Consider the following 17737-nt stretch of genomic DNA (forward strand, 5'->3'; position numbering starts at 1 on the left):
TCGATAGCGATAGTATCTCTAACAAGACTATCGTCGTCGGGAGGCTTGTCGGTGCGTCGTTTCATCGGGCGGGAGCGCGAGCTGAACGTGCTCCGGAACGCCTTGCAGGCGGTTCAGGACGCCGCCGGGTCGGGGAAACCGGGGCAGTGCATCCTCATGCGGGGAAGACGGCGGGTGGGCAAGTCCAGCCTCGTCGAGGAGTTCCTCCGGCGCACCGAGACCCCCTGCCTCTTCTTCACCGCGGCGGGCGGATCGGCGGAGGACGAGCTGACGGAGCTGCTCGACGCCGTCGCCAGGTCCACCCTGCCGGAGCGGGAGCTGTTCCGCGAGGAGACCCCCGATCAGTGGAATGCGGCACTCAGGCTGCTTGCGGAGATCCTGCCCGACGACTCTCCCAGCGTCGTCGTCATCGACGAGGTTCCGTATCTCATGGACCGCGTCGACGCCTTCGAGGGCATGCTCCAGCGGGCATGGGACCGGCTGCTCAGCCGCAAGCCGGTACTTCTCCTCCTGGTCGGGTCCGATCTGTCGATGATGGAGGCGCTGAACGACTACGACCGTCCCTTTCACCAGAGGGGCCGGGAAATGATCGTGGGACCGCTGAACCCGGCCGACATCGGCGAGATGCTCGACCTGTCACCGGCGGCCGCGTTCGACGCCACTCTGATCACGGGGGGTCTCCCCCTGGTCTGCGCCGAGTGGCGGGCCGGAGCGGATGTCTGGGAATTCCTCCGCGATTCCCTGGACAACCCGATCTCGGCACTGCTGGTCTCCGCCGAGCGCTCACTGGCCGCGGAGTTTCCACCGCAGGCGATGAGCAGGGAGGTCCTGCGGGCCATCGGAGCGGGGGAGCGAACCTTCACCAACATCGCTCGCGCGGCCGGCGGCATCGCCCACACCACACTTAGCCGAGCCACTGACGTCCTGACCGAGAAGCGGGTCGTGGCCGCAGAGCTGCCGCTCTCACTGAGGCCGTCGAAGGAACGCCGCTACCGGGTGGCCGACCCCTACCTGCGCTTCTGGCTCGCGTTTCTGGATCCGCACATGGCGGAGATCGAGCGGATGCGGGGAGATCTCACGCTGAGCCGGATCAAGGAGCAGTGGACGAGCTGGCGTGGCCGTGCGATCGAGCCGCTGGTCCGGGAATCCCTCGCCCGCCTTCTTCCGGACGGGCCCCTGCCCGCCGCCCCGGCGATCGGCGGGTACTGGACCCGCAGCAACGACATCGAAATCGACCTGGTCGGGGCCGACCGGCAGCCAGTGGCCAAACAGTTGCTTTTCCTCGGCTCGGTCAAGTGGCTGGAGAACTCCGTGTTCGACAGCCATGACCTGGCCGCGCTGCAGAAGCACCGGGCAGCGATCACCGACGAGCCGGTACCGCTCGTGGCGGTCTCCCGCAGCGGGGTCGGTTGTTCCGGTCTTCAGGCGGTATACGGCCCTGAGGAACTGCTCAGCGCTTGGCGCGGAGTGTGAGCAGGAACTGACCGCATCCTCCGCCGCGCCTTCGACGTTCCCCGTCTCCTCTGCGGTTCTCTCGAGCCGTCAGCCCGATCTTCGAGGCCGTGGGGCTGGACCACCGTCGAGCAACGAGGATCTCCGCCAGTGCCCCTTGATGTCGCCGGGGCATGCGCGCCGCTGTGCGCGGCCGCGCCGCATTAGTTGTCTGTTAGTGGAACACCAACGTGATCTTCGAAGCTGATTGTCGTCCGGCACCGAGACGAGTGAACAGAGCGACTGGAGAACACGATGAACACCGCCACCAACCGCTTCCGCGGACGCGCCGGTCGCCGCTTCGCCGCCGCCGTCGTCGTCGCCGCGGCGCTGGGCCTGGGGTCCACGGCCTGTGGTCCCGAGGACGACGCGGCGGGTTCCTCGGCCTCCTCCGCCTCTTCGGCCGCTTCCGATTCGGCCTCGACCCAGTCCGCGAACGGCTCCACCTCGGGCAAGTCCGCGTCGCAGGGCCGGGACGGCGGCGAGTCCGCCGGGGGCGGGGTTGCCAACGCGGGTAACCGCCACTCGATCGTCGGCACCCTGGCGTACCTCGCGCCCGGCAAGCTGACCGTCAAGCCCGAGGGCGGCGCCACGGAGCAGGCGTTCCTGGTGTCCAACGCGACGAAGATCCTCGGCGCGGCCGCGATCTGCTCCGGCGACTCCGGCAGCGTGACCATCGGCGACGACGGCTTCGGCACCTCGGAGTGCACCGTGGACGAGTTGGACAAGGCTGCGAAGACCAACAGTGTGAGCGTCCGCGTCACCATGGACACCAAGTCCGGCGGCGCCGAGACGGTCGAGGAGAAGTACCACCCGTAAGCCCCGCGCCGCGCACGCCCGGTGGACCCTCCGCGCCGCCGGGCGGGCAACCGCGCCGCTCTCTAGTGGCCTTGTTCGGGAGCGGGCACGGCCGCCTCTCGTACTTCGTGCTGCCGCGGCAGCCGTACGGGCCGTACGGATCGCGTCGGCACCGTGAGGACCGCCAGGCAGCCGACGACGAGGCCGATGCCGACCCAGCCGAAGGCGGGCAGGCGTTCGCCGACGACCAGCACGGCGAGCACCGCCGCGACGGCCGGTTCGAGCAGGGAGAGCGTGGTCGCCGTACTGGCGGGGACATGCGCCAGCCCCCAGCCGAACAGGACGTAGCCCACGAACATGGGCACCAGCGCCATGTAGACGCCGACGGCCGCGTTCGGCCAGGAGCTGAGGAGCGGGGCGCCCGTGGCCAGCAGGACGGGTACGAGCAGCAGCCCGCCCAGCCCGAAGATCGTGCCCATCGCCGCGCGCGAGGCGATCCCGCGGCTGATCAGCCGGTGAGCCGCCCAGGAGTACAGGGCGTACGTCACACCGGCGACCAGGCCCAGCGCCACGCCGAGCACGGTGGCGCCCACGGAGAACGTTCCCGGGTCGTCGTGCGCCCGCGCGGCCTCCGCCGCGCACAGCATGACGGTGCCCAGCAGGCCGAGGGCGGCGCCGAACATCCAGCGGCGGGTGAGCCTCCGCCGGTCTGCGACGCGCTCGATCACGGCCGAGGCCATTGGGGCCGTACCGATGGAGATCACCGTTCCCACGGCGACTCCGGCCAGACGCATCGAGCTGTAGAACGCGAGCGGGTAGACCGCCACCGCCACCGCGCCCAGCAGCACGATGCCCCTTCGCGTACGTATCTCCGGGGCGTGGCGGGCGATCCGGGGCGCGGCCACCAGGGCCTGGAGCAGTCCGCCCAACCCCATCGCGACGGCGCCGACGGCCAGCGGCCCCACGGCCGGGGCGAAGGTCGCCGCGGTCCCCGTGGTGCCCCACAGCACGGACGCCGCCAGCACGCACAGCGATCCCGCGCCCACCGAACCGGCCGCACCTCCGCCGGGCCGCCTCACAGCCGGTCCAGCAGGTCCGCGGCCATCGCGCGGGCGTGCCGCAGACGGGTGTCCTCGCCCTCCAGACCGGCGCGTGCCATCGCGCCCTCCAGCAGGAACGCCAGATGCTCCGCCATCGCGCGTGCCTGCTCGGGGCGGTCGGGCAGCAGTTCCTCCAGGTGACCGGTGAGCAGGCCCTCGACCTCCTCCTTGTGGCGGCGCACCACGGCCCGCCCCTCGTCCCCGGTGGGCAGCTCGGCGGCCGCGTTCAGCAGCCCGCACCCGCGAAAGCCGCGCTCGTAGGCGAACGCCGCGTGATCGGCGTACGCGTCGAAGACGGCGAGCACGCCGCCGCGCGCGTCCCGCACCCGCTCCAGCCGCGCCCGGTACAGCCCCCGCCACTCCTCATGCCGCTCCTCGAGGTAGGCCCGCACCAGATCGGCCTTGGAGGAGAAGTTGTTGTACAGGCTCTTCTTCGCCACGCCCGCTTCGGTCGTGATGGTGTCGATCCCGGTCGCCGACACGCCATCGGCGTAGAAGCGCCGCGCCGCGGCCGCCAGCAGCCGCTCCCGGGCCCCCGTACGCCTCCCGGCTCCGGTCGCCCCCTTGCCGATGTCGCTCATCGTGCCCCTCGGAGTAGGTAGGTCGGTCTACCTACTTTAACCATGCCGAGGGCTGTCGCGGCGAGCGAGGACCGTCCTCGACGTCACCGCCATCAGCGCCGCCATCCACCGCGGTGAACAGCTGAAGCCCCTGAGCAGAAAGCCACACCCTTGCCGTACCCCACCTACGACGCGTTGCTACGGCGTACCGACGCCCCGCCCGGCTCCAGCTGGCACCTCTTCCCCGACCAGCCCGAACGCGGCATGGCCAACTTCGCGGGCCCCGAACAGATCCGGCGAGCGGCGGGCGAGGTCCGGGACGGCCGTGCCTTCAACCTCGACTACGCCCTCGATGCCTTCGACCCGCCCATGTCCCGGGCCCGCGGCATACCCCGTCACCGCATCACCGCCAAGCACGACCAGGCCCGCGACGATGTGCTGGACAAGTTCTTCCTCCAGGCGAGCACCCAGATCGACGGCCTGCGCCACCGCCGCGCGTCCGGGCACGGCTTCTACAACGCCGTACCCGATCACGAGAAGTGTGGAACCGGGCGATCTGGTTCTCGTCCACACCGGCTGGGCCCACTGGTACCTCACCGCCGGACCCGGCGAACGCGCCACGGTCCGCGCCGAGCGACGCGCCACCGGATTCGTCCAGTCGCGCGACGTCGCCGCCTGGTGCTGGGACCACCGCATCGCGCTGCTGGCCACGGACACCTTCGCCGTCGAAGTCCTCCCCGTGGTGCCCGAAAGCGACTTCCACGACAGCGCGCCCGAGGACAGCGGCATGATGCACCAGGAGCTGATCGCCAAACTCGGCCTGCCCCTGGGCGAGCTGTGGAACCTGGACGGACTCGCCGCCGGCTGCCGGGCCACGGGCCGCTGGACCAGCCTCCTGACCGTCAAGCCCCTGAACCTCACCGGTGACGCTCAAGAGGTTGACGTTCGAGGAGTTACGGACCGGCGGTCACAGCCAGCCGCTGCGGCGGAAGCCTCGGTGCATGGCGAAGCAGGCCGTGGCGATGACGGCGATGATCAAGGGGTAGCCGAAGCGCCAGCGCAGCTCGGGCATGTGGTCGAAGTTCATGCCGTAGACGCCGCACACCATGGTGGGTACGGCGATGATGGCCGCCCAGGCGGTGATCTTGCGCATGTCCTCGTTCTGGGCGACGGTCACCTGGGCGAGGTGGGCCTGGAGTATGGAGTTCAGCAGGTCGTCGAAGGCCGCGATCTGTTCGGTGACCCGGGCCAGGTGGTCGGCGACGTCCCGGAAGTACTTCTGGATGTCGAGGTCGACCGCGGGGAGGCGCTGGGTGGAGAGCCGTTCCATCGGGCGGTCCAGGGGTGCCACGGCGCGCTTCAGCTCCAGCAGCTCGCGCTTGAGCTGGTAGATGCGGCCCGGGTCGACCCGGTAGGCGGACTCGGGGGCGAAGACCTCGGTCTCGACCTGGTCGATGTCGTCCTGGACGGAGTCGGCGACCGCGAGGTAGTCCTCGACCACGTGGTCGGCGATGGCGTGCAGCACCGCGGAGGGACCCTTGGCCAGCTGGTCCGGGTCGGCTTCCAGCTCCTCGCGCAGCGGGCCGAGCGAGCCGTGGCGGCCGTGCCGGACGGTGACGACGAAGTCGGGCCCGGTGAAGACCATGACCTCGCCGGTGTCCACGACCTCGCTCGTCGTGGTCAGCTCGTCGTGATCGACGTACCGGACCGTCTTGACGACGGTGAACAGCGTGTCGCCGTAGGTTTCCAGCTTCGGCCGCTGATGGGCCTGGACCGCGTCCTCGACGGCCAGCGGGTGGAGGGCGAACAGCTCGGCGATCCCGGCGAACTCGCGCTCGGTGGGTTCGTGCAGCCCGATCCACACGAAGCCGCGCCCCGCGCGGCGCACCCGCTCGATCGCCTCCTCGGCCGGGCAGTCGCCGGGCTGCCGCTTTCCGTCGACGTACGCCACGCAGTTGACCACGGACGTGCCGAGCGGCGAGCGGGCGTGGTGGTTGAGATCGACGCGGCGGCGCCGACGGGCCAGGCGCGCGACTTTCCGGAGGTTGCCGACCATCGACATGGGAACTCCTTCGGCTGAGCTACGGCCGACGCCTACCCCCGTCAGGGGATCGCACCGGCTGCGCCCACAGCGTACGGCCCGGCTCCGAATCGGCCGAGGCGTCGCCGATGAGTTTGTGCGGGGTCCTCGGTCTGAAAGGAAGAAGGGTTCACCGCACCCGCCCGGAGGGCATCATGCGCAAGATCATCGCCAGCCTGTTCATCTCGCTCGACGGCGTCGTGGAAGCGCCCGACCAGTGGCACTTCCCCTACTTCAACGACGAGATGGGCGCCGCCGTCGACGCGACCTTCAGCATGACCGACACCCTCCTCCTGGGCCGCGAGACCTACGACAGCTTCGCCGGGGCGTGGCCGGAGCGGGAGGCGGCCGGGGGCGAGGACGCCGACTTCGCGAAGAAGCTCGGCGACGCCCGCAAGATCGTCGTGTCGCGCCGGGACCTGTCGTTCACCTGGCGGAACTCCGAGCAGCTGAAGGGCGGGCTGGTGGACGCCGTCGCCGCCCTGAAGAGAGAACCGGGCGGGGACATCGCGATCAGCGGCTCGGTCTCGGTCGTCCGGGAGCTGCTGGCGCACGGGCTGCTGGACGAGTTGCATCTGCTGGTGCATCCGATCGCCGTGCGCAAGGGCATGCGGCTGTTCGACGAGGGCGAGAGCACGATGCCGCTGCGGCTGCTGTCGTCCAAGACGTTCCGCACGGGTGTGCTGTACCTGGTCTACGCCCTGGCCGAGGCGGCCGGCGACGCCACGTACGACGACGCCAAGGCCCATCTGCCGCAGAACGAGCAGTAGCCGGGTTCCGGTCTCGGAGGGCTCGGTTCCGGCCGCATGTGCCCCGGGTCCGTGTGGACCGTACCCCTGCCTGGTGACGCTTCCCCCGAGAGACCCGCTTCCCTACGCGGGGGCGGCGCGCCGCGTGCACATGAACGGTTCGTCGAGCCAGTAGGTGTCGTGCTGCTCGTCGTAGACGATCGGGTACTCGGTGTCCGGGTCGCAGAGTTCGTCGATCTGGGCCCGGTCGGCGGAGCTGATGGTGAACCAGTACTTGTTGGTGTCCCGGGCGATGCGCTCGCATCGGTAGAAGAAGCCCTTCACGCCGGGGCCGAACACATCGCTCCGGAAGTCGGCGGCCAGCTTCTTGTTGAGGTTGATGTTCTCGCAGTCGGCCCTCATGCCCTCGATGTCGGTGGTCTCCGCCGCCTCCGTCGTATATCCCTTGGCGGTGTGGGTCCCCCACGCCGTCCAGGCGCGCTCCGGCAGGTCGATCTGTTCGGCGACCTCGGCGAGCAAGGGGCTGTGGGGTGCGGGTTTCCCGGGCGGCGGCGTGGCACCCACCTCGGCGGAGCCCCCGGCGACGGCCATGCCCAGGGCCGCCAGCAGGAGGAGGAAGGTCCGGATCCCGTTCCGGGGCGAGGACGACGTGGTCATGGTGCGCTCCATTCCGGCCCGGCCCGGTGGACCGGCAGGCGTCGGACGACGGCCGGATCCGGCCGGATCGCACGCTAACCGCTCCCGCGAGTGATCTACGGGATCGACAGGGCTGGCCGAAGCGCCTCTCCCCCACGATCGACCGGACAGACGAACGCCGCCGGTTCCGGCGCGGGAGACCCAGGCATCGAACCCGCTCCGCGCGGGCTGTGCGTTGGCCATGAATGCCGCGGAAATTGTTGACGATTTTGCGGACGATCCATACGTTCACAAGCCGACGGGGGCCGACGCAGAGGAGATGTCAGTGAAGCGCAGGACCATGGTCATGGGACTCGCCGCGGCCGCCGCGGTGTCGACGGCGGGGGTCGGCACCGCCGCCGCCCGCTCGCGGAAGCCCTCGGACGCGCTGGTCTTCGACAAGGACGACTACGCGGTCCTGACGACGACCGTCGCCACGGACGGCGGCGACAGGGACGTGACGTACCACTTCTACAAGGCCGTCCCGTACGTCACGACCCCGGTGGACGCGAAGTACCAGTGCCTGAACGTCAGCGTTCCCGTCGAGATCGACGGCAAGGCGGTCGACGCCACCCGCGCGCCCATCCTCTTCGCCAACTCGGTGGGCGGCTACATGCCGTCGTCCGTCGCGGACGCCACCGGGGTCGGCGGTTCCCCGATGACCCCGCCCGGCGGCGGCGGTGGCGGGGGCGGGGGCGGCATGGTCAGCAACGCCAGGCTGGCCGTGGCCGCCGGTTACGTCGTCGTGGAACCGGGCGCCCGCGGCCGGACCCTCGTCGACGCGGACGGTACGTACTACGGCACGGCGCCGACCGCCATCGTGGACCTGAAGGCCGCGGTCCGTTACGTACGCTTCAACAAGGGCCGCATACCGGGGAACACCGACCGGATCGTCTCCTCCGGAACCAGCGCCGGAGGCGCCCTGTCCGCGCTGCTCGGCGCCTCCGGGGACAGCCCCCTGTACGCGGCGGACCTCGGGGAACTGGGCGCGGCCCCCGCGAGCGACGCCATCTTCGCCAGCGGCGGCTGGTGCCCCATCGCCGACCTCGAACACGCCGACATGGCGTACGAGTGGAACTGGGGCGGCAACAAGCTGAGTTCCGGCGACGCCGTCGACCAGACCCTCTCCAAGGAGCTGCGCTCCGCGTTCGCCGAATACCAGGCGTCGCTGAAGCTGCGGGGGAAGAACGGCTTCGGCCCCCTCACGGCCCGCAACTACGACGCCTACCTGGTGACGACCTACCTCGAACCGGCGGCCACCACCTATCTCAAGGCCCTTACGGCAGCGAGCCGTTCGGCCTATCTGGCCAGCAACCCCTGGCTCACCTGGTCCGGCGGCCGGGCCGCCTTCGCGTGGGCCGACTTCCTCACCCACGTCGGGGCCCGGAAGAAGAACACCCCCGCCTTCGACCCCTTCGACCTCTCCGCGCCGGAGAACAACCTGTTCGGCACGGGTACCACCAAGTCCCGCCACTTCACCCTCTACAGCCTGCGCCACGCCACCGGCAACGACAGCGCACGCCTCGACGCCGACCTGCCCCGGAAGCTCGACCAGATGAACCCCATGTTCTTCATCGAGCAGCGCAACCCCGGCCGGGCGAAGCACTGGTGGATCCGCGTCGGCACCAAGGACAGCGACACCGCGCTCACCGTCGTCGGCAACCTCGCCGCCGGTCTGGAGAACCTGGGCGACGACGTCAACGCCCTGATGTACTGGGACGCCGGACACGGAGCCAACGAGGACGCGGCCGCCTTCATGACGTGGATCGGACAGGTGACGGGCTACGCCGCCCAATCGACCTGACGAGGAGTGTCCCGCGCGGGTACGTTGCTCCCATGAACGACAACCGAAAGGGCAATGCCGCGTAGGCGCCCGTCAGCCCTGCGGCGTGACATCCCGGTACGTGTCCACCACCGCCCGCGGCATCCACCGATCGACCGTCTCTCCGGATCCTGCGTCGCCGCTCTGCGCCGTCTCGAACGAACGCGCTTGTGGCCCGAGGCGGTCGCGGAAGCCTTCTGGCACTGGAGGGCGCTGGCGTACGGCCCTCTCCGACGTGTGACGCAGCCGTCCGCGACACCCCGGTGCGGCATCCCCGAATGCGGCTGCGACCCCGGATTCTTCCGCGACCGCCTCGAAACCGTGATCCACGCTCTGCCCAGGAAGAGCGCACGCGAGCTGCGTGTGCTGGTGTGGTCCCTCGACGCCAGGATCCTGGAGCGGGCCAGGATCATCCGCGCCGACGCCCCGGACAGCCCGTGGTGGCGCGAACACGACGTGGGGAGCGGATAGCCGCACCCGGACCCGGCCGCCTCCGATCACGGGGGCGGCCGGGCGCCGTTCGGCACGCCCGCGGCACCGCTACGCCTCCATCAGCCCCCACCGCACCGCCGCGACCGCGCCGAGCACGAGCGGCGGTGCCAGCCACCATGGCCCCATGACCCGCCACACCGAGGGCATCACGGTGATCAGCGCGGCGAGGGCGCTCGTCCCGAGGGTGAGTACGCACGCCAGGACGATGGCGGCGCGCGCGTCATCGTCCCAGCTTCCCGACGGCACGGTGACCAGCGCCGCGTAGCAGAAGAAGGCCGCGACCAGGTGCAGGAGCACCAGCGGGACGCCCAGGACCCACCGCGCACAGCCACGGTCCTGGTCGGGCACGGCGGCCCCGGTGCGGCGTTCCTCGGACATCACGGGGGCAGCGTAGGGGCAGGGTGTCCGGGGGTCAGGACCGAGGGCCGACCACCGGGGTCCAGGTGCGGAGGGAGGCGATGTCGACGCCGGGGGTGCGGTAGTACGGATCGGCGGCGAGGATACGGTCCAGCTCCTCCCGCTCGACGTCGAAGACCAGCAGGGCGCCCGTATCGTCCGCCCAGGGGCCCGCGGCGACGAGGCGGCGGTCCGCGTAGAGGTCGCCGAGGAGGGCGCGGTGGGCCGGGCGGGCGGCGAGACGTTCCGGCGTCGGCGTGAAGGCCAGTTCCAGGATCAGCATGCGGCGAAGGTAGGCGGGTGAGGATGGGCGGGTCTGTATCGGCCGATACACCGGCGGGCTGTGCACCGGCGGCGGGCATGTCTGGCGCTGCGGGCACGGCAAGCGCTGCGGGCTGGCGGCTGCTCGGCGAGGTGCCGCTGCTGGCCGGGCTGCCGGAGGAGCGGCTGCGCGCGCTGTGGGCCGCCTCGGCGCAGCGCACCTGCCCGGCCGGGCAGGTGCTGGCCGCTGCGGGCGAACCGGCCGCGTACCTCCCGCTGCTTCTGCGGGGATCGGTGGCCGCCACCGGAACGACGGCCTCGGGGCGGGTCGTCCGGTTCGGCCAGTGGTCCGGTCCGTGCGCCCTCGACAAGATCGCCGTGATCGACGGCCGGGGGCACAGCGCGACGTTCACCGCGCTCACCCCCTGCACCGTCCGTCGGCTGCGCCGCGACCGCTTCCTGGCGCTGATCGACGACGCGGCCCCGGACGCCGCCCCGGTGCGCGGCCATGTCCTGCGCGTCCTCGCCGGTCAGGCCCGGCGGCAGCAGGAGCGGTTCATGGCCACCGCCACCGGGTCCGCCGAGGCACGGCTCGCGGCCTGGCTGCTGGAGGAGTCCGCGACGGCGGCCGGGGGCCGGGTTCCGCTGCCGGGCACCCAGCAGGACCTGGGCGACCTGCTGGGCGTCACCCGGGTCACGGTCAACCGCGCCCTCGCCCGGCTGCGCCGCGACGGCCTGATCGAGGTGGGGCCGCGGTCGGTGACGGTCCTCGCCCGGAGCTGCTGGGCCGCCGCGCCGCGGGCTGACCGGCCGGTGGCGGGGCCTCAACCACGGTGCCCTCAGCCGCGGTGCCCTCCGCCGCGGTGCTTCGCGACGCGTACGGGGGCGGCGCCCGAGCTGGGCCGGTACGGGGCGGTGCCCGCGTACGTGGCGCGGTAGCCGTTCTGGCGCAGAGCGTCGTAGCGGGCCCGCGATCCGGTACGGAGGGTGGCGTCGCACCGCGCCTTGCCCTGGGCGTTCGTCACCGCGGTGCACAGCTTGTGGGCGCCGGTGGAGTCGGTGAACCCGACCGTCTGCCCGCGCAGCGGGGCGCCACCGGCGGTGGTCAGCGTGGCGGACAGCCCCTTGACCCGCAGCGACGCGGGCGACGTGTGCCGTTCCACGGTGGCCGCGCTCGCCTTGAGGCGGGTGGACGCGGGGTGGGACGGCGGGATGGCCAGTCCGACCGGGCTGCTCAGCCCGGCGATGGGCACGGTGGTCTGTTCGCCGCCGTCCGCGGGGATCTCCACCACCCGGTCGTTGCCGAAGTCGGCGACGAAGAGGTTGCCGTACGCGTCGACCGCGAGCCCCTGCGGGGTGTTGAGGCCGGTCGCGGGAACGGTCGTCTGCGGGCCGCCGCGGGCGGGCACCTTCACCACCCGGTCGTTGCCCGAGTCGGCCACGTAGAGGTTCCCGGCGTGGTCGAACGCAAGCCCGGTGGGCTCGGAGAGCCCCGCCGTTGCCACGGTGAGCTGCGGCCCGCCGTCCACGGGCACCACCACGACGCGGTCGTTGACGAGGTCGGCGATGTAGAGGTTGCCGTGGGCGTCGAGCGCCAGGCCGTCCGGGTGGACGAGGCCGTTGGTGGGCACGGTGGCCTGCCCGCTGCCGTCCGCGGGGACCGTCACCACCTGGTCGTTGAAGCTGTCGGCGATGAACAGGTCGCCTTCACCGTCGTGGCCCTCGTCGGTTTCGACGGCCAGCCCGATCGGACGGTCGAGACCGCTGGCGGGGACCGTGTCCTGGCCACTGCCGTCCGCGGGGACCGTCACCACCCGGTTGTTGCCGGTGTCGGAGACGTAGAGGTTGCCGTCGTTGTCGAGGGCGAGGCCGGTCGGGCGGGTGAGGCCGGTGGTCGGGACGGTGGCCTGGCCGCTGCCGTCGGCGGCGACCTCCAGCACCGTGTTGTCGGTGTACTCGGAGACGTACAGCTGCGCGACGCGCGGGGCGCGCGGCGCGGCCGTGGCCACCGGTACCAGGCCGGACACGAGTCCCGCCGCACACAGCGTCAGGATTCCTGCCAGCGCGGTCAGTCGGTGCCGTACGGAGAAGCGGCTCATTCCACACCCACCTGTGGTTTCTGGACGGTCGGCCCATGGCCGTGGTCCGACCCTAGAAACCCCCGCCCCACCCTGGCCCGCACCACGCCACCGGCCCACCCGGATTCCACCCGGGCGGCAGGCGCCGGAACGGCCGTATCGGAGTTGCGGCGTCGGAACGCCTGCCGATGAGCACCCGGCGGGCGGTTCGCTCACACCGCGGGCGTCCGGGGTGCGCTGCCGTTCATCCCCGCGTTCCGGGGGCCCGGGACGCGGCGTCCCAGGGCGATGAGTCGGTCGCGCACCATTTCGGACAGCTCCTGCTGTTCCTGGGCCGTCAGCTTGCCGAGCAGTCCGGCCATCTCGTCCTGCCAGTCGGTGTCGCCCCGGACGAGTCCCGGGTTCTGCACCGACCAGTCGAGCACCTGGCTGACCTGGTCCGGATGCTTGAGCAGCCAGAGGGCGGCCAGGGAGACCGGGCCGTTGCGCAGGGCCTGGACGCAGAAGTCGTACTCCTCGGGGCGGTGGGCGGTCCAGGAGAACGGGAGTCCGGCGTCCCCGGACTGGCCCAGGCGCAGTTCGCCGTCGGTGTCGCGGGCGTGGACATCCGTGACGCGGTACGTGAGGCCGACGTTCTCCAGACGCTGGGGCGGGGCCAAGTGGTGCAGCATCTCCGGGGCGCCGAGGCTGCCTCCCGCGGTGGTCTGGTCCTCTTCCAGCCGGTGCAGGCACCGGTCGAGGCTTTCGCGCACCGCGTCCCATCCGTAGACCGTTCGCGAGCGCACGACCTGGGCCGGGTCGTGCACCCACCACAGCACGCGCACGTTCACCGACACGGTTCCATATGCGGTCGGCAGGCCCACGCCGCGGACCTCCGGCTGTTCGCCGAGCCGGACGCGGAACGCCTCCTCGTATCCGCCGAACAGCCCGGGGGACGGTGGCGTCTCCTCGACGGTCGGCAGGAGGGCCCGTTCGCCGCGGGGGCGTTTGGTGCCGAGCACCTGGTAGGAGCCGTACCGGTCTCTCAGGACCAGGGCCCGGTCGCGTCGGCCGGACCAGCGCTGGCGGAGGATTTCCCGCCAGGGGGCGTGGGGGGCGAGGGTGTAGACGGGGGTGCCGGTCTCAGACGTCATGGTGTTCTCCCGTAGGGGTGCGGTCGCTGTCCGGGGGCGGCGGCGCCGGGGTGCCCGCGCGCCAGGCGGCCAGCGCTTCGCGGGCGATGTCCCGTCCGGCCAGTTCGGTGTCCTCATGCCGGTCGATCACGACGAACAGGCGCAGCACTCCGTGCCGCATGTCCCCCGCCAGCGTGGTGAGCAGGGCTTCCACGGCCTCCTTCTGCGGTTCGCTCCAGGTGGCCATGGCGCACCACTGGATGAGGTGGCGGCAGGTCGTATCGAAGGTGTCGTCGTCGTCCAGCGACCGGCGGACGAGATCGATGATCTGGCGGGCGGCCTCGCCGTCGTGGAGCAGTTCGCCCTGGAACCAGGCGGCGTCCCGCAGCAGATGCGGGAAGTTCCGGAGCGCCAGATCCGCGTCGGCCCCGTCCCGGCCCGCCCACTCGGCCAGCTGCCGGAAGACCAGCGCCTGGTTGCCGGAGGTGAAGAGGTCGAGCAGGGCGGAGCGCACCGCCCAGCGCAGGGTCGCCTCCTGCTCGTCGCCGAGGCCGCTGTACAGCGTTCTCAGCAGTTGCAGGGCGAGGTCCGGCCGGGCGAGCCCGAAGTCCGTGCCACAGGTGTACGCGACGGTGGACCGCAGCTCCTGGCTCCGCGCCCCGCTCCATCCGCGGAGGCGGTATTTGATCTCCGAGGCCAGTACGGGGTCCTTCGCCGCCACGCCCATCGCGTGCGCCGCGATGGCCCTGCTGCTGTGGTGGCCGGACTGGGCGAGGGTGCCGATGTGCTGCAGGGCCCTGCGGCCGCCGCCCCAGCCCGCGGCCAGACCCATGACCCTGCCGACCGGCCGGGTCAGTTCCCGTTCGTTCTTGACCTCGTCCATCCAGGCCGTCAGGACCCCGGACAGCTGCCCGTACTCCCGCCAGACGTACCGCAGGACGGTCTCGGCCTGCCGGTGCCGGGTGAAGCGCACCGGTTCCACCGCGTAGCTGTAGCCCGAGGTCGTCCGGGTCTCCTTGGGTGCGCACTGCGCGCGTACGGAGCGCAGCAGGTCCTCCAGGGAGCGCCGGAAGACGAAGTGCGGGTTGGGACGCGGCTGCCGCGGGCCTTGGCCATCCGAGCGGTCACCGGAGGAGTCGTCGGGCGGTGGCAGGACGGAGCTGAGGCGGCCTTCGGCGAGTTCCAGGAGCCGTTCGGACTCCTCCCTGACGATCCGGTGGTCCAGCCCCTCGAAGACACAGGTCGCCAGCAGGAAGGCCAGCCCGTCGGCGTCGTCGAGCAGCTTTCTGATCAGATCCGGCACCTCGCCCTCGGCGAGGAAGCTCAGCCGGTTCCGCAGACTGGCCGGGTCCGTGCCGTCCTCGCCGGAGGCGACCACCGTGGCGACCAGCTCGGCCACTTCGGCGGGGACCAGCTCCGGGACCAGCAGCTGCTCCAGCAGCCCCGGCTCCAGGTTTCCGAGCAGCCGGTCCCGCCGCGCCTCATCCGGCACCGCGGCCTCCATGCGGGCCTCGAACACTGCGCGCGGCGGCGCCGGCCGGCAGGGCACGGGGGTCACATGGAGCTCGCGTTCCAGGCTCCGTACGAGTGCGGGGTCGTCCGGCAGCACGATCACCATGCGGGCGTCGGCGTCGTCCAGCAGGCGCCGCAGATTGCCCACCATGCCCGGCCTCAGGGGGTACTTGGCCAGCAGCCCGTCCACGAGATAGCCGCGGGCCTCGGGGTGGGTGGGCCGCCAGGTGGCGAGGTTCATGTCGCTGTCGACCGCGCGCAGCGCCATGCTGCCGCCGCTGTGCCGGTGCAGAAGGTTCAGCGCGGCGGTGCGGCGGCCGGTGCCGGGTGCCCCGGTGAGGAACAGGACGCGGGTGTGGAGTTTCCGGAGCGCCGTGGGGAACCAGTCGGGCTCGGCGAAGCCCCGGCCCGCGTCCAGGATCTCGTCCGCGGAAATGGGGCCCTCGCGCGCTTCCACGCGCCGACCGCCGGTTCCGGACGCGGGGCCTTCGTTGCGCACGCGCTGATCGCCGTGCACGGAGCCGGAGTTGAAGTTTCCGTACGGGGCGTGGATGACGTACGTCCGCCCGTCCGCCGGGCGGGCTCCGGCCATGTCGTCCAAGGCGCCGTAGAGGCCGTAGTAGCCGAAGCCGTCCTCGTCGTCGTCGAAGCGGTCGGGCTCGTCCCGGCCGGATGCGGAGGGGGTGGCCGTGGGCTCCGGTTCCTCCGGCTTCTCCGGCGTCGCGCCGTCGGTTTCGTCCTTGCCGGGCGAAGCAGCCGGAGCGGCCGGGAGTTCGGGCCGCCTTCCCCGCGTGCTCATCAGCGGCCCACGTTCTTGTCGCCCCCGACCGTGTCGCCCTGTTGGCCGTGGACCGTGCCCGCCTTGCTGCCGCCGAAGCTGTCACCGCCGATATGCGAATTGCTGACGCTCTGGCCGCCGTGCACGGTCCCGGAGTTCACGTTTCCGTAGTCGGCCCGGTTCGTCACCGTACGGGGAGCCGTCGCGCTTCCGGCCCCCTCCGGCCCGGCCTCGTCATCACGGGCCGCCCGGGCCTCCTGGTCCTCGATCACCTGGTCCCCCAGGATGCGGCGGTCGTACAGGGTGCCCGAGGGGGCGGGTACGTACAGCCACGCGCGCTGCGCGAACGACTTGCCCTCCACGGTCGCCGGAACCTCGGTGAAGTGGTCGAGATGGCGTCCCGTGTAGCCGCTCGCCACCGCGTCCTGGTAGCAGCGGTCGGAGAGGATGGCCGCCACCTGGGTGATGTTCTCGCTGGAGGCGGCCAGCATCGCCTTGACCGGGCGGGAGTCGAGCAGCCGGTGGGTGTCGTTGCGCGCGGTGCCCTTGCCGTCCTCCGGATCCCCCGCGTCGGTCACCGGACCGACGTGCAGGCTGACCCGGAGCCGGATGCTCATGGTGCCCATGGAGTGCACGTTGAACTCGGTGAGCACGTCCTGAAGCGTGCTCAGCCAGGGGTGGACGACGAACGGCATCGCGGTCGGGTCGAAGCCGAACACGAACCCGTCGCCGGTGGAGTCGGGGAAGCGCCGGTCGTTCCACACCTCAGCGATCCCCGCGCGCTCGAACGACGTGCGGAGCAGCTGCGGAATGGCCCGGCTGATGACGTCGTGCTCGATGGCCGGATAGCCGGTGAAGTCCTTGGCGTCGACGGCCACGATGCCCCGGTAGGGCGGCAGCGGACGGCTGCGGGTGAACGGGGCGGCGGTGGCCCGGGGGAGCGTGGGGCGGGGCGCGGAGAACTCGGACATCGTGGCTCCTTCGAGGAGTCGGCGAACGGGTACGGAGGGAGCGGCGGTCCGGGCGTCTGTTCCTCAGCCGCTCGGACCGCCGTGCCCTTCGAGGTTCGCGAACCGGCCCCTCGCCTTCCGCTCTCTCGGTGCGGATAACGGGTGACGGGCGCCACAGATGTCTCCGGGGGCCGTCCGTTCATCCCCCGCCGGTGGCGGCGACATGGCGCAAGGCGGGCAGATCGTCGATCACGATGCGCTTGCGCCGGGTCCACACCCGACAGGACTCCAGCTCACGGAGCAGCCGGGTGACGGTGTTGCGCGAGCACCGCAGATGCTGCGCCAGCTCGTCGTGGGTGACGGCGAGTTCCTGGGAGCGCGAGATGTCGGCGAACTTCACGAGGGTCACCGCCAGCCGGTGCAGCACATCGCCGCTCCCGCGGGCCTGCGTCGACTCGCGCAGCCGCGCGAGGGCGTAGCGCTCCAGAACGGGGGACAGCCCGTGCTCGTCGACGAAACGGGTGAACTCCGCGGCCCGCATGACCGCCACCTTGCAGCGGGACAGCGTCTCCACGCTCGCCAGCCGTACGCCCCCGCCCCGCACCGCCACCTCGCCCAGCAGCTCTCCGGGGCCGCGGAAGGCCAGCAGGGTGGGCGCGCCGCCCCGCGAGGTGCGCACGACCTTGGCCACGCCACTGAGTACGGAGAGCACCAGGGTGCCCGGCTCGCCTTGTTGCAGCAGCAACTCGCCGGGCGGATGCCAGCGCGCGTACGACTGCCGGACCAGTTCCTTCCAGATCGTGTCCCCCGCGAGATCCCGCAACGTCTCGCCTGGTGTGCCGCCGGGCTCTCCCACGGAGCCGTATGCGAAGTCGCTCATGCA

General features: G+C 71.5%; 17 protein-coding genes and 1 pseudogene. 7 read left to right on the forward strand and 11 right to left on the reverse strand.

Going from position 1 to position 17737, the window contains the following annotated elements; all coding sequences use genetic code 11:
- Positions 1 to 51 precede the first annotated feature (51 nt).
- Together ACZ59A_RS27180 and ACZ59A_RS27185 are read left to right on the forward strand one after the other, a co-directional pair.
- A complete protein-coding gene (locus ACZ59A_RS27180; protein ID WP_470963403.1) occupies positions 52 to 1473 on the forward strand; it encodes an ATP-binding protein in 1422 nt (473 codons plus the stop codon).
- 273 nt (positions 1474 to 1746) lie between these two features.
- The gene (locus tag ACZ59A_RS27185) at positions 1747 to 2310 is read left to right on the forward strand and encodes a hypothetical protein (RefSeq protein WP_470963406.1); all 564 of its coding nucleotides are present in this window, start codon (positions 1747 to 1749) and stop codon (positions 2308 to 2310) included.
- Positions 2311 to 2372: 62 nt separating this feature from the next.
- Here ACZ59A_RS27185 and ACZ59A_RS27190 read toward each other — a convergent pair whose 3' ends face one another.
- Both ACZ59A_RS27190 and ACZ59A_RS27195 read right to left on the reverse strand, forming a co-directional pair.
- Positions 2373 to 3314, reverse strand: a complete 942-nt coding sequence (locus ACZ59A_RS27190; protein ID WP_470964431.1) for a DMT family transporter — start codon at positions 3312 to 3314, stop codon at positions 2373 to 2375.
- Between the two features lie 50 nt (positions 3315 to 3364).
- Complete coding sequence (locus ACZ59A_RS27195) at positions 3365 to 3970, reverse strand: TetR/AcrR family transcriptional regulator (protein ID WP_470963409.1); 606 nt, start codon at positions 3968 to 3970, stop codon at positions 3365 to 3367.
- Positions 3971 to 4382: 412 nt separating this feature from the next.
- On the opposite strand from ACZ59A_RS27195, the pseudogene ACZ59A_RS27200 reads away from it, so the two are divergent.
- Positions 4383 to 4619: pseudogene (locus ACZ59A_RS27200) on the forward strand (hypothetical protein); the annotation flags it as partial.
- A 297-nt stretch (positions 4620 to 4916) separates the two neighbouring features.
- On the opposite strand, the gene corA reads toward ACZ59A_RS27200, so the two are convergent.
- Entirely contained in the window at positions 4917 to 6011 is a 1095-nt protein-coding gene (gene corA, locus ACZ59A_RS27205) for a magnesium/cobalt transporter CorA (protein WP_470963412.1), read from the reverse strand.
- Positions 6012 to 6184: 173 nt separating this feature from the next.
- Between corA and ACZ59A_RS27210 the strand changes: the two genes are divergently transcribed.
- Positions 6185 to 6799 carry a dihydrofolate reductase family protein gene (locus tag ACZ59A_RS27210; RefSeq protein WP_470963415.1) on the forward strand — a complete coding sequence of 205 codons (615 nt, stop codon included), beginning with the start codon at positions 6185 to 6187 and terminating at the stop codon, positions 6797 to 6799.
- Between the two features lie 102 nt (positions 6800 to 6901).
- Here the strand turns inward: ACZ59A_RS27210 and ACZ59A_RS27215 are convergent, their stop codons facing one another.
- Positions 6902 to 7435 carry a hypothetical protein gene (locus tag ACZ59A_RS27215; protein WP_470963418.1) on the reverse strand — a complete coding sequence of 178 codons (534 nt, stop codon included), beginning with the start codon at positions 7433 to 7435 and terminating at the stop codon, positions 6902 to 6904.
- Between the two features lie 298 nt (positions 7436 to 7733).
- Between ACZ59A_RS27215 and ACZ59A_RS27220 the strand changes: the two genes are divergently transcribed.
- Both ACZ59A_RS27220 and ACZ59A_RS27225 read left to right on the forward strand, forming a co-directional pair.
- A complete protein-coding gene (locus ACZ59A_RS27220; RefSeq protein ID WP_470963421.1) occupies positions 7734 to 9257 on the forward strand; it encodes a subtype B tannase in 1524 nt (507 codons plus the stop codon).
- 255 nt (positions 9258 to 9512) lie between these two features.
- Complete coding sequence (locus tag ACZ59A_RS27225; protein ID WP_470963424.1) at positions 9513 to 9746, forward strand: hypothetical protein; 234 nt, start codon at positions 9513 to 9515, stop codon at positions 9744 to 9746.
- A gap of 69 nt (positions 9747 to 9815) precedes the next feature.
- Here the strand turns inward: ACZ59A_RS27225 and ACZ59A_RS27230 are convergent, their stop codons facing one another.
- Positions 9816 to 10145, reverse strand: coding sequence for a hypothetical protein (locus ACZ59A_RS27230; RefSeq protein ID WP_470964434.1), 330 nt, complete (start codon positions 10143 to 10145; stop codon positions 9816 to 9818).
- Between the two features lie 34 nt (positions 10146 to 10179).
- The gene (locus ACZ59A_RS27235; protein WP_470963427.1) at positions 10180 to 10446 is read right to left on the reverse strand and encodes a YciI family protein; all 267 of its coding nucleotides are present in this window, start codon (positions 10444 to 10446) and stop codon (positions 10180 to 10182) included.
- 77 nt (positions 10447 to 10523) lie between these two features.
- On the opposite strand from ACZ59A_RS27235, the gene ACZ59A_RS27240 reads away from it, so the two are divergent.
- The gene (locus ACZ59A_RS27240; RefSeq protein ID WP_470963430.1) at positions 10524 to 11363 is read left to right on the forward strand and encodes a Crp/Fnr family transcriptional regulator; all 840 of its coding nucleotides are present in this window, start codon (positions 10524 to 10526) and stop codon (positions 11361 to 11363) included.
- On the opposite strand, the gene ACZ59A_RS27245 is transcribed toward ACZ59A_RS27240, so the two are convergent.
- From ACZ59A_RS27245 to ACZ59A_RS27265, 5 genes are all read right to left on the reverse strand, one after another.
- A complete protein-coding gene (locus tag ACZ59A_RS27245; RefSeq protein ID WP_470963433.1) occupies positions 11264 to 12523 on the reverse strand; it encodes an SMP-30/gluconolactonase/LRE family protein in 1260 nt (419 codons plus the stop codon). The two genes, ACZ59A_RS27240 and ACZ59A_RS27245, sit on opposite strands and share 100 nt — an antisense overlap.
- A gap of 191 nt (positions 12524 to 12714) precedes the next feature.
- The gene (locus ACZ59A_RS27250) at positions 12715 to 13635 is read right to left on the reverse strand and encodes a hypothetical protein (RefSeq protein WP_470963436.1); all 921 of its coding nucleotides are present in this window, start codon (positions 13633 to 13635) and stop codon (positions 12715 to 12717) included.
- Positions 13625 to 15925 (reverse strand): hypothetical protein, encoded by a 2301-nt coding sequence (locus tag ACZ59A_RS27255; protein ID WP_470963439.1) that lies wholly within the window; start codon positions 15923 to 15925, stop codon positions 13625 to 13627. The genes ACZ59A_RS27250 and ACZ59A_RS27255 overlap by 11 nt, the downstream gene beginning before the upstream one ends.
- Positions 15925 to 16875 (reverse strand): hypothetical protein, encoded by a 951-nt coding sequence (locus tag ACZ59A_RS27260; protein WP_470963442.1) that lies wholly within the window; start codon positions 16873 to 16875, stop codon positions 15925 to 15927. Before ACZ59A_RS27260 ends, ACZ59A_RS27255 begins: the two co-directional genes overlap by 1 nt.
- Before the next feature lie 178 nt (positions 16876 to 17053).
- Positions 17054 to 17734, reverse strand: coding sequence for a Crp/Fnr family transcriptional regulator (locus tag ACZ59A_RS27265; RefSeq protein ID WP_470963445.1), 681 nt, complete (start codon positions 17732 to 17734; stop codon positions 17054 to 17056).
- Positions 17735 to 17737 lie beyond the last annotated feature (3 nt).

It is taken from the genome of Streptomyces sp. NPDC040405 (assembly GCF_055595765.1).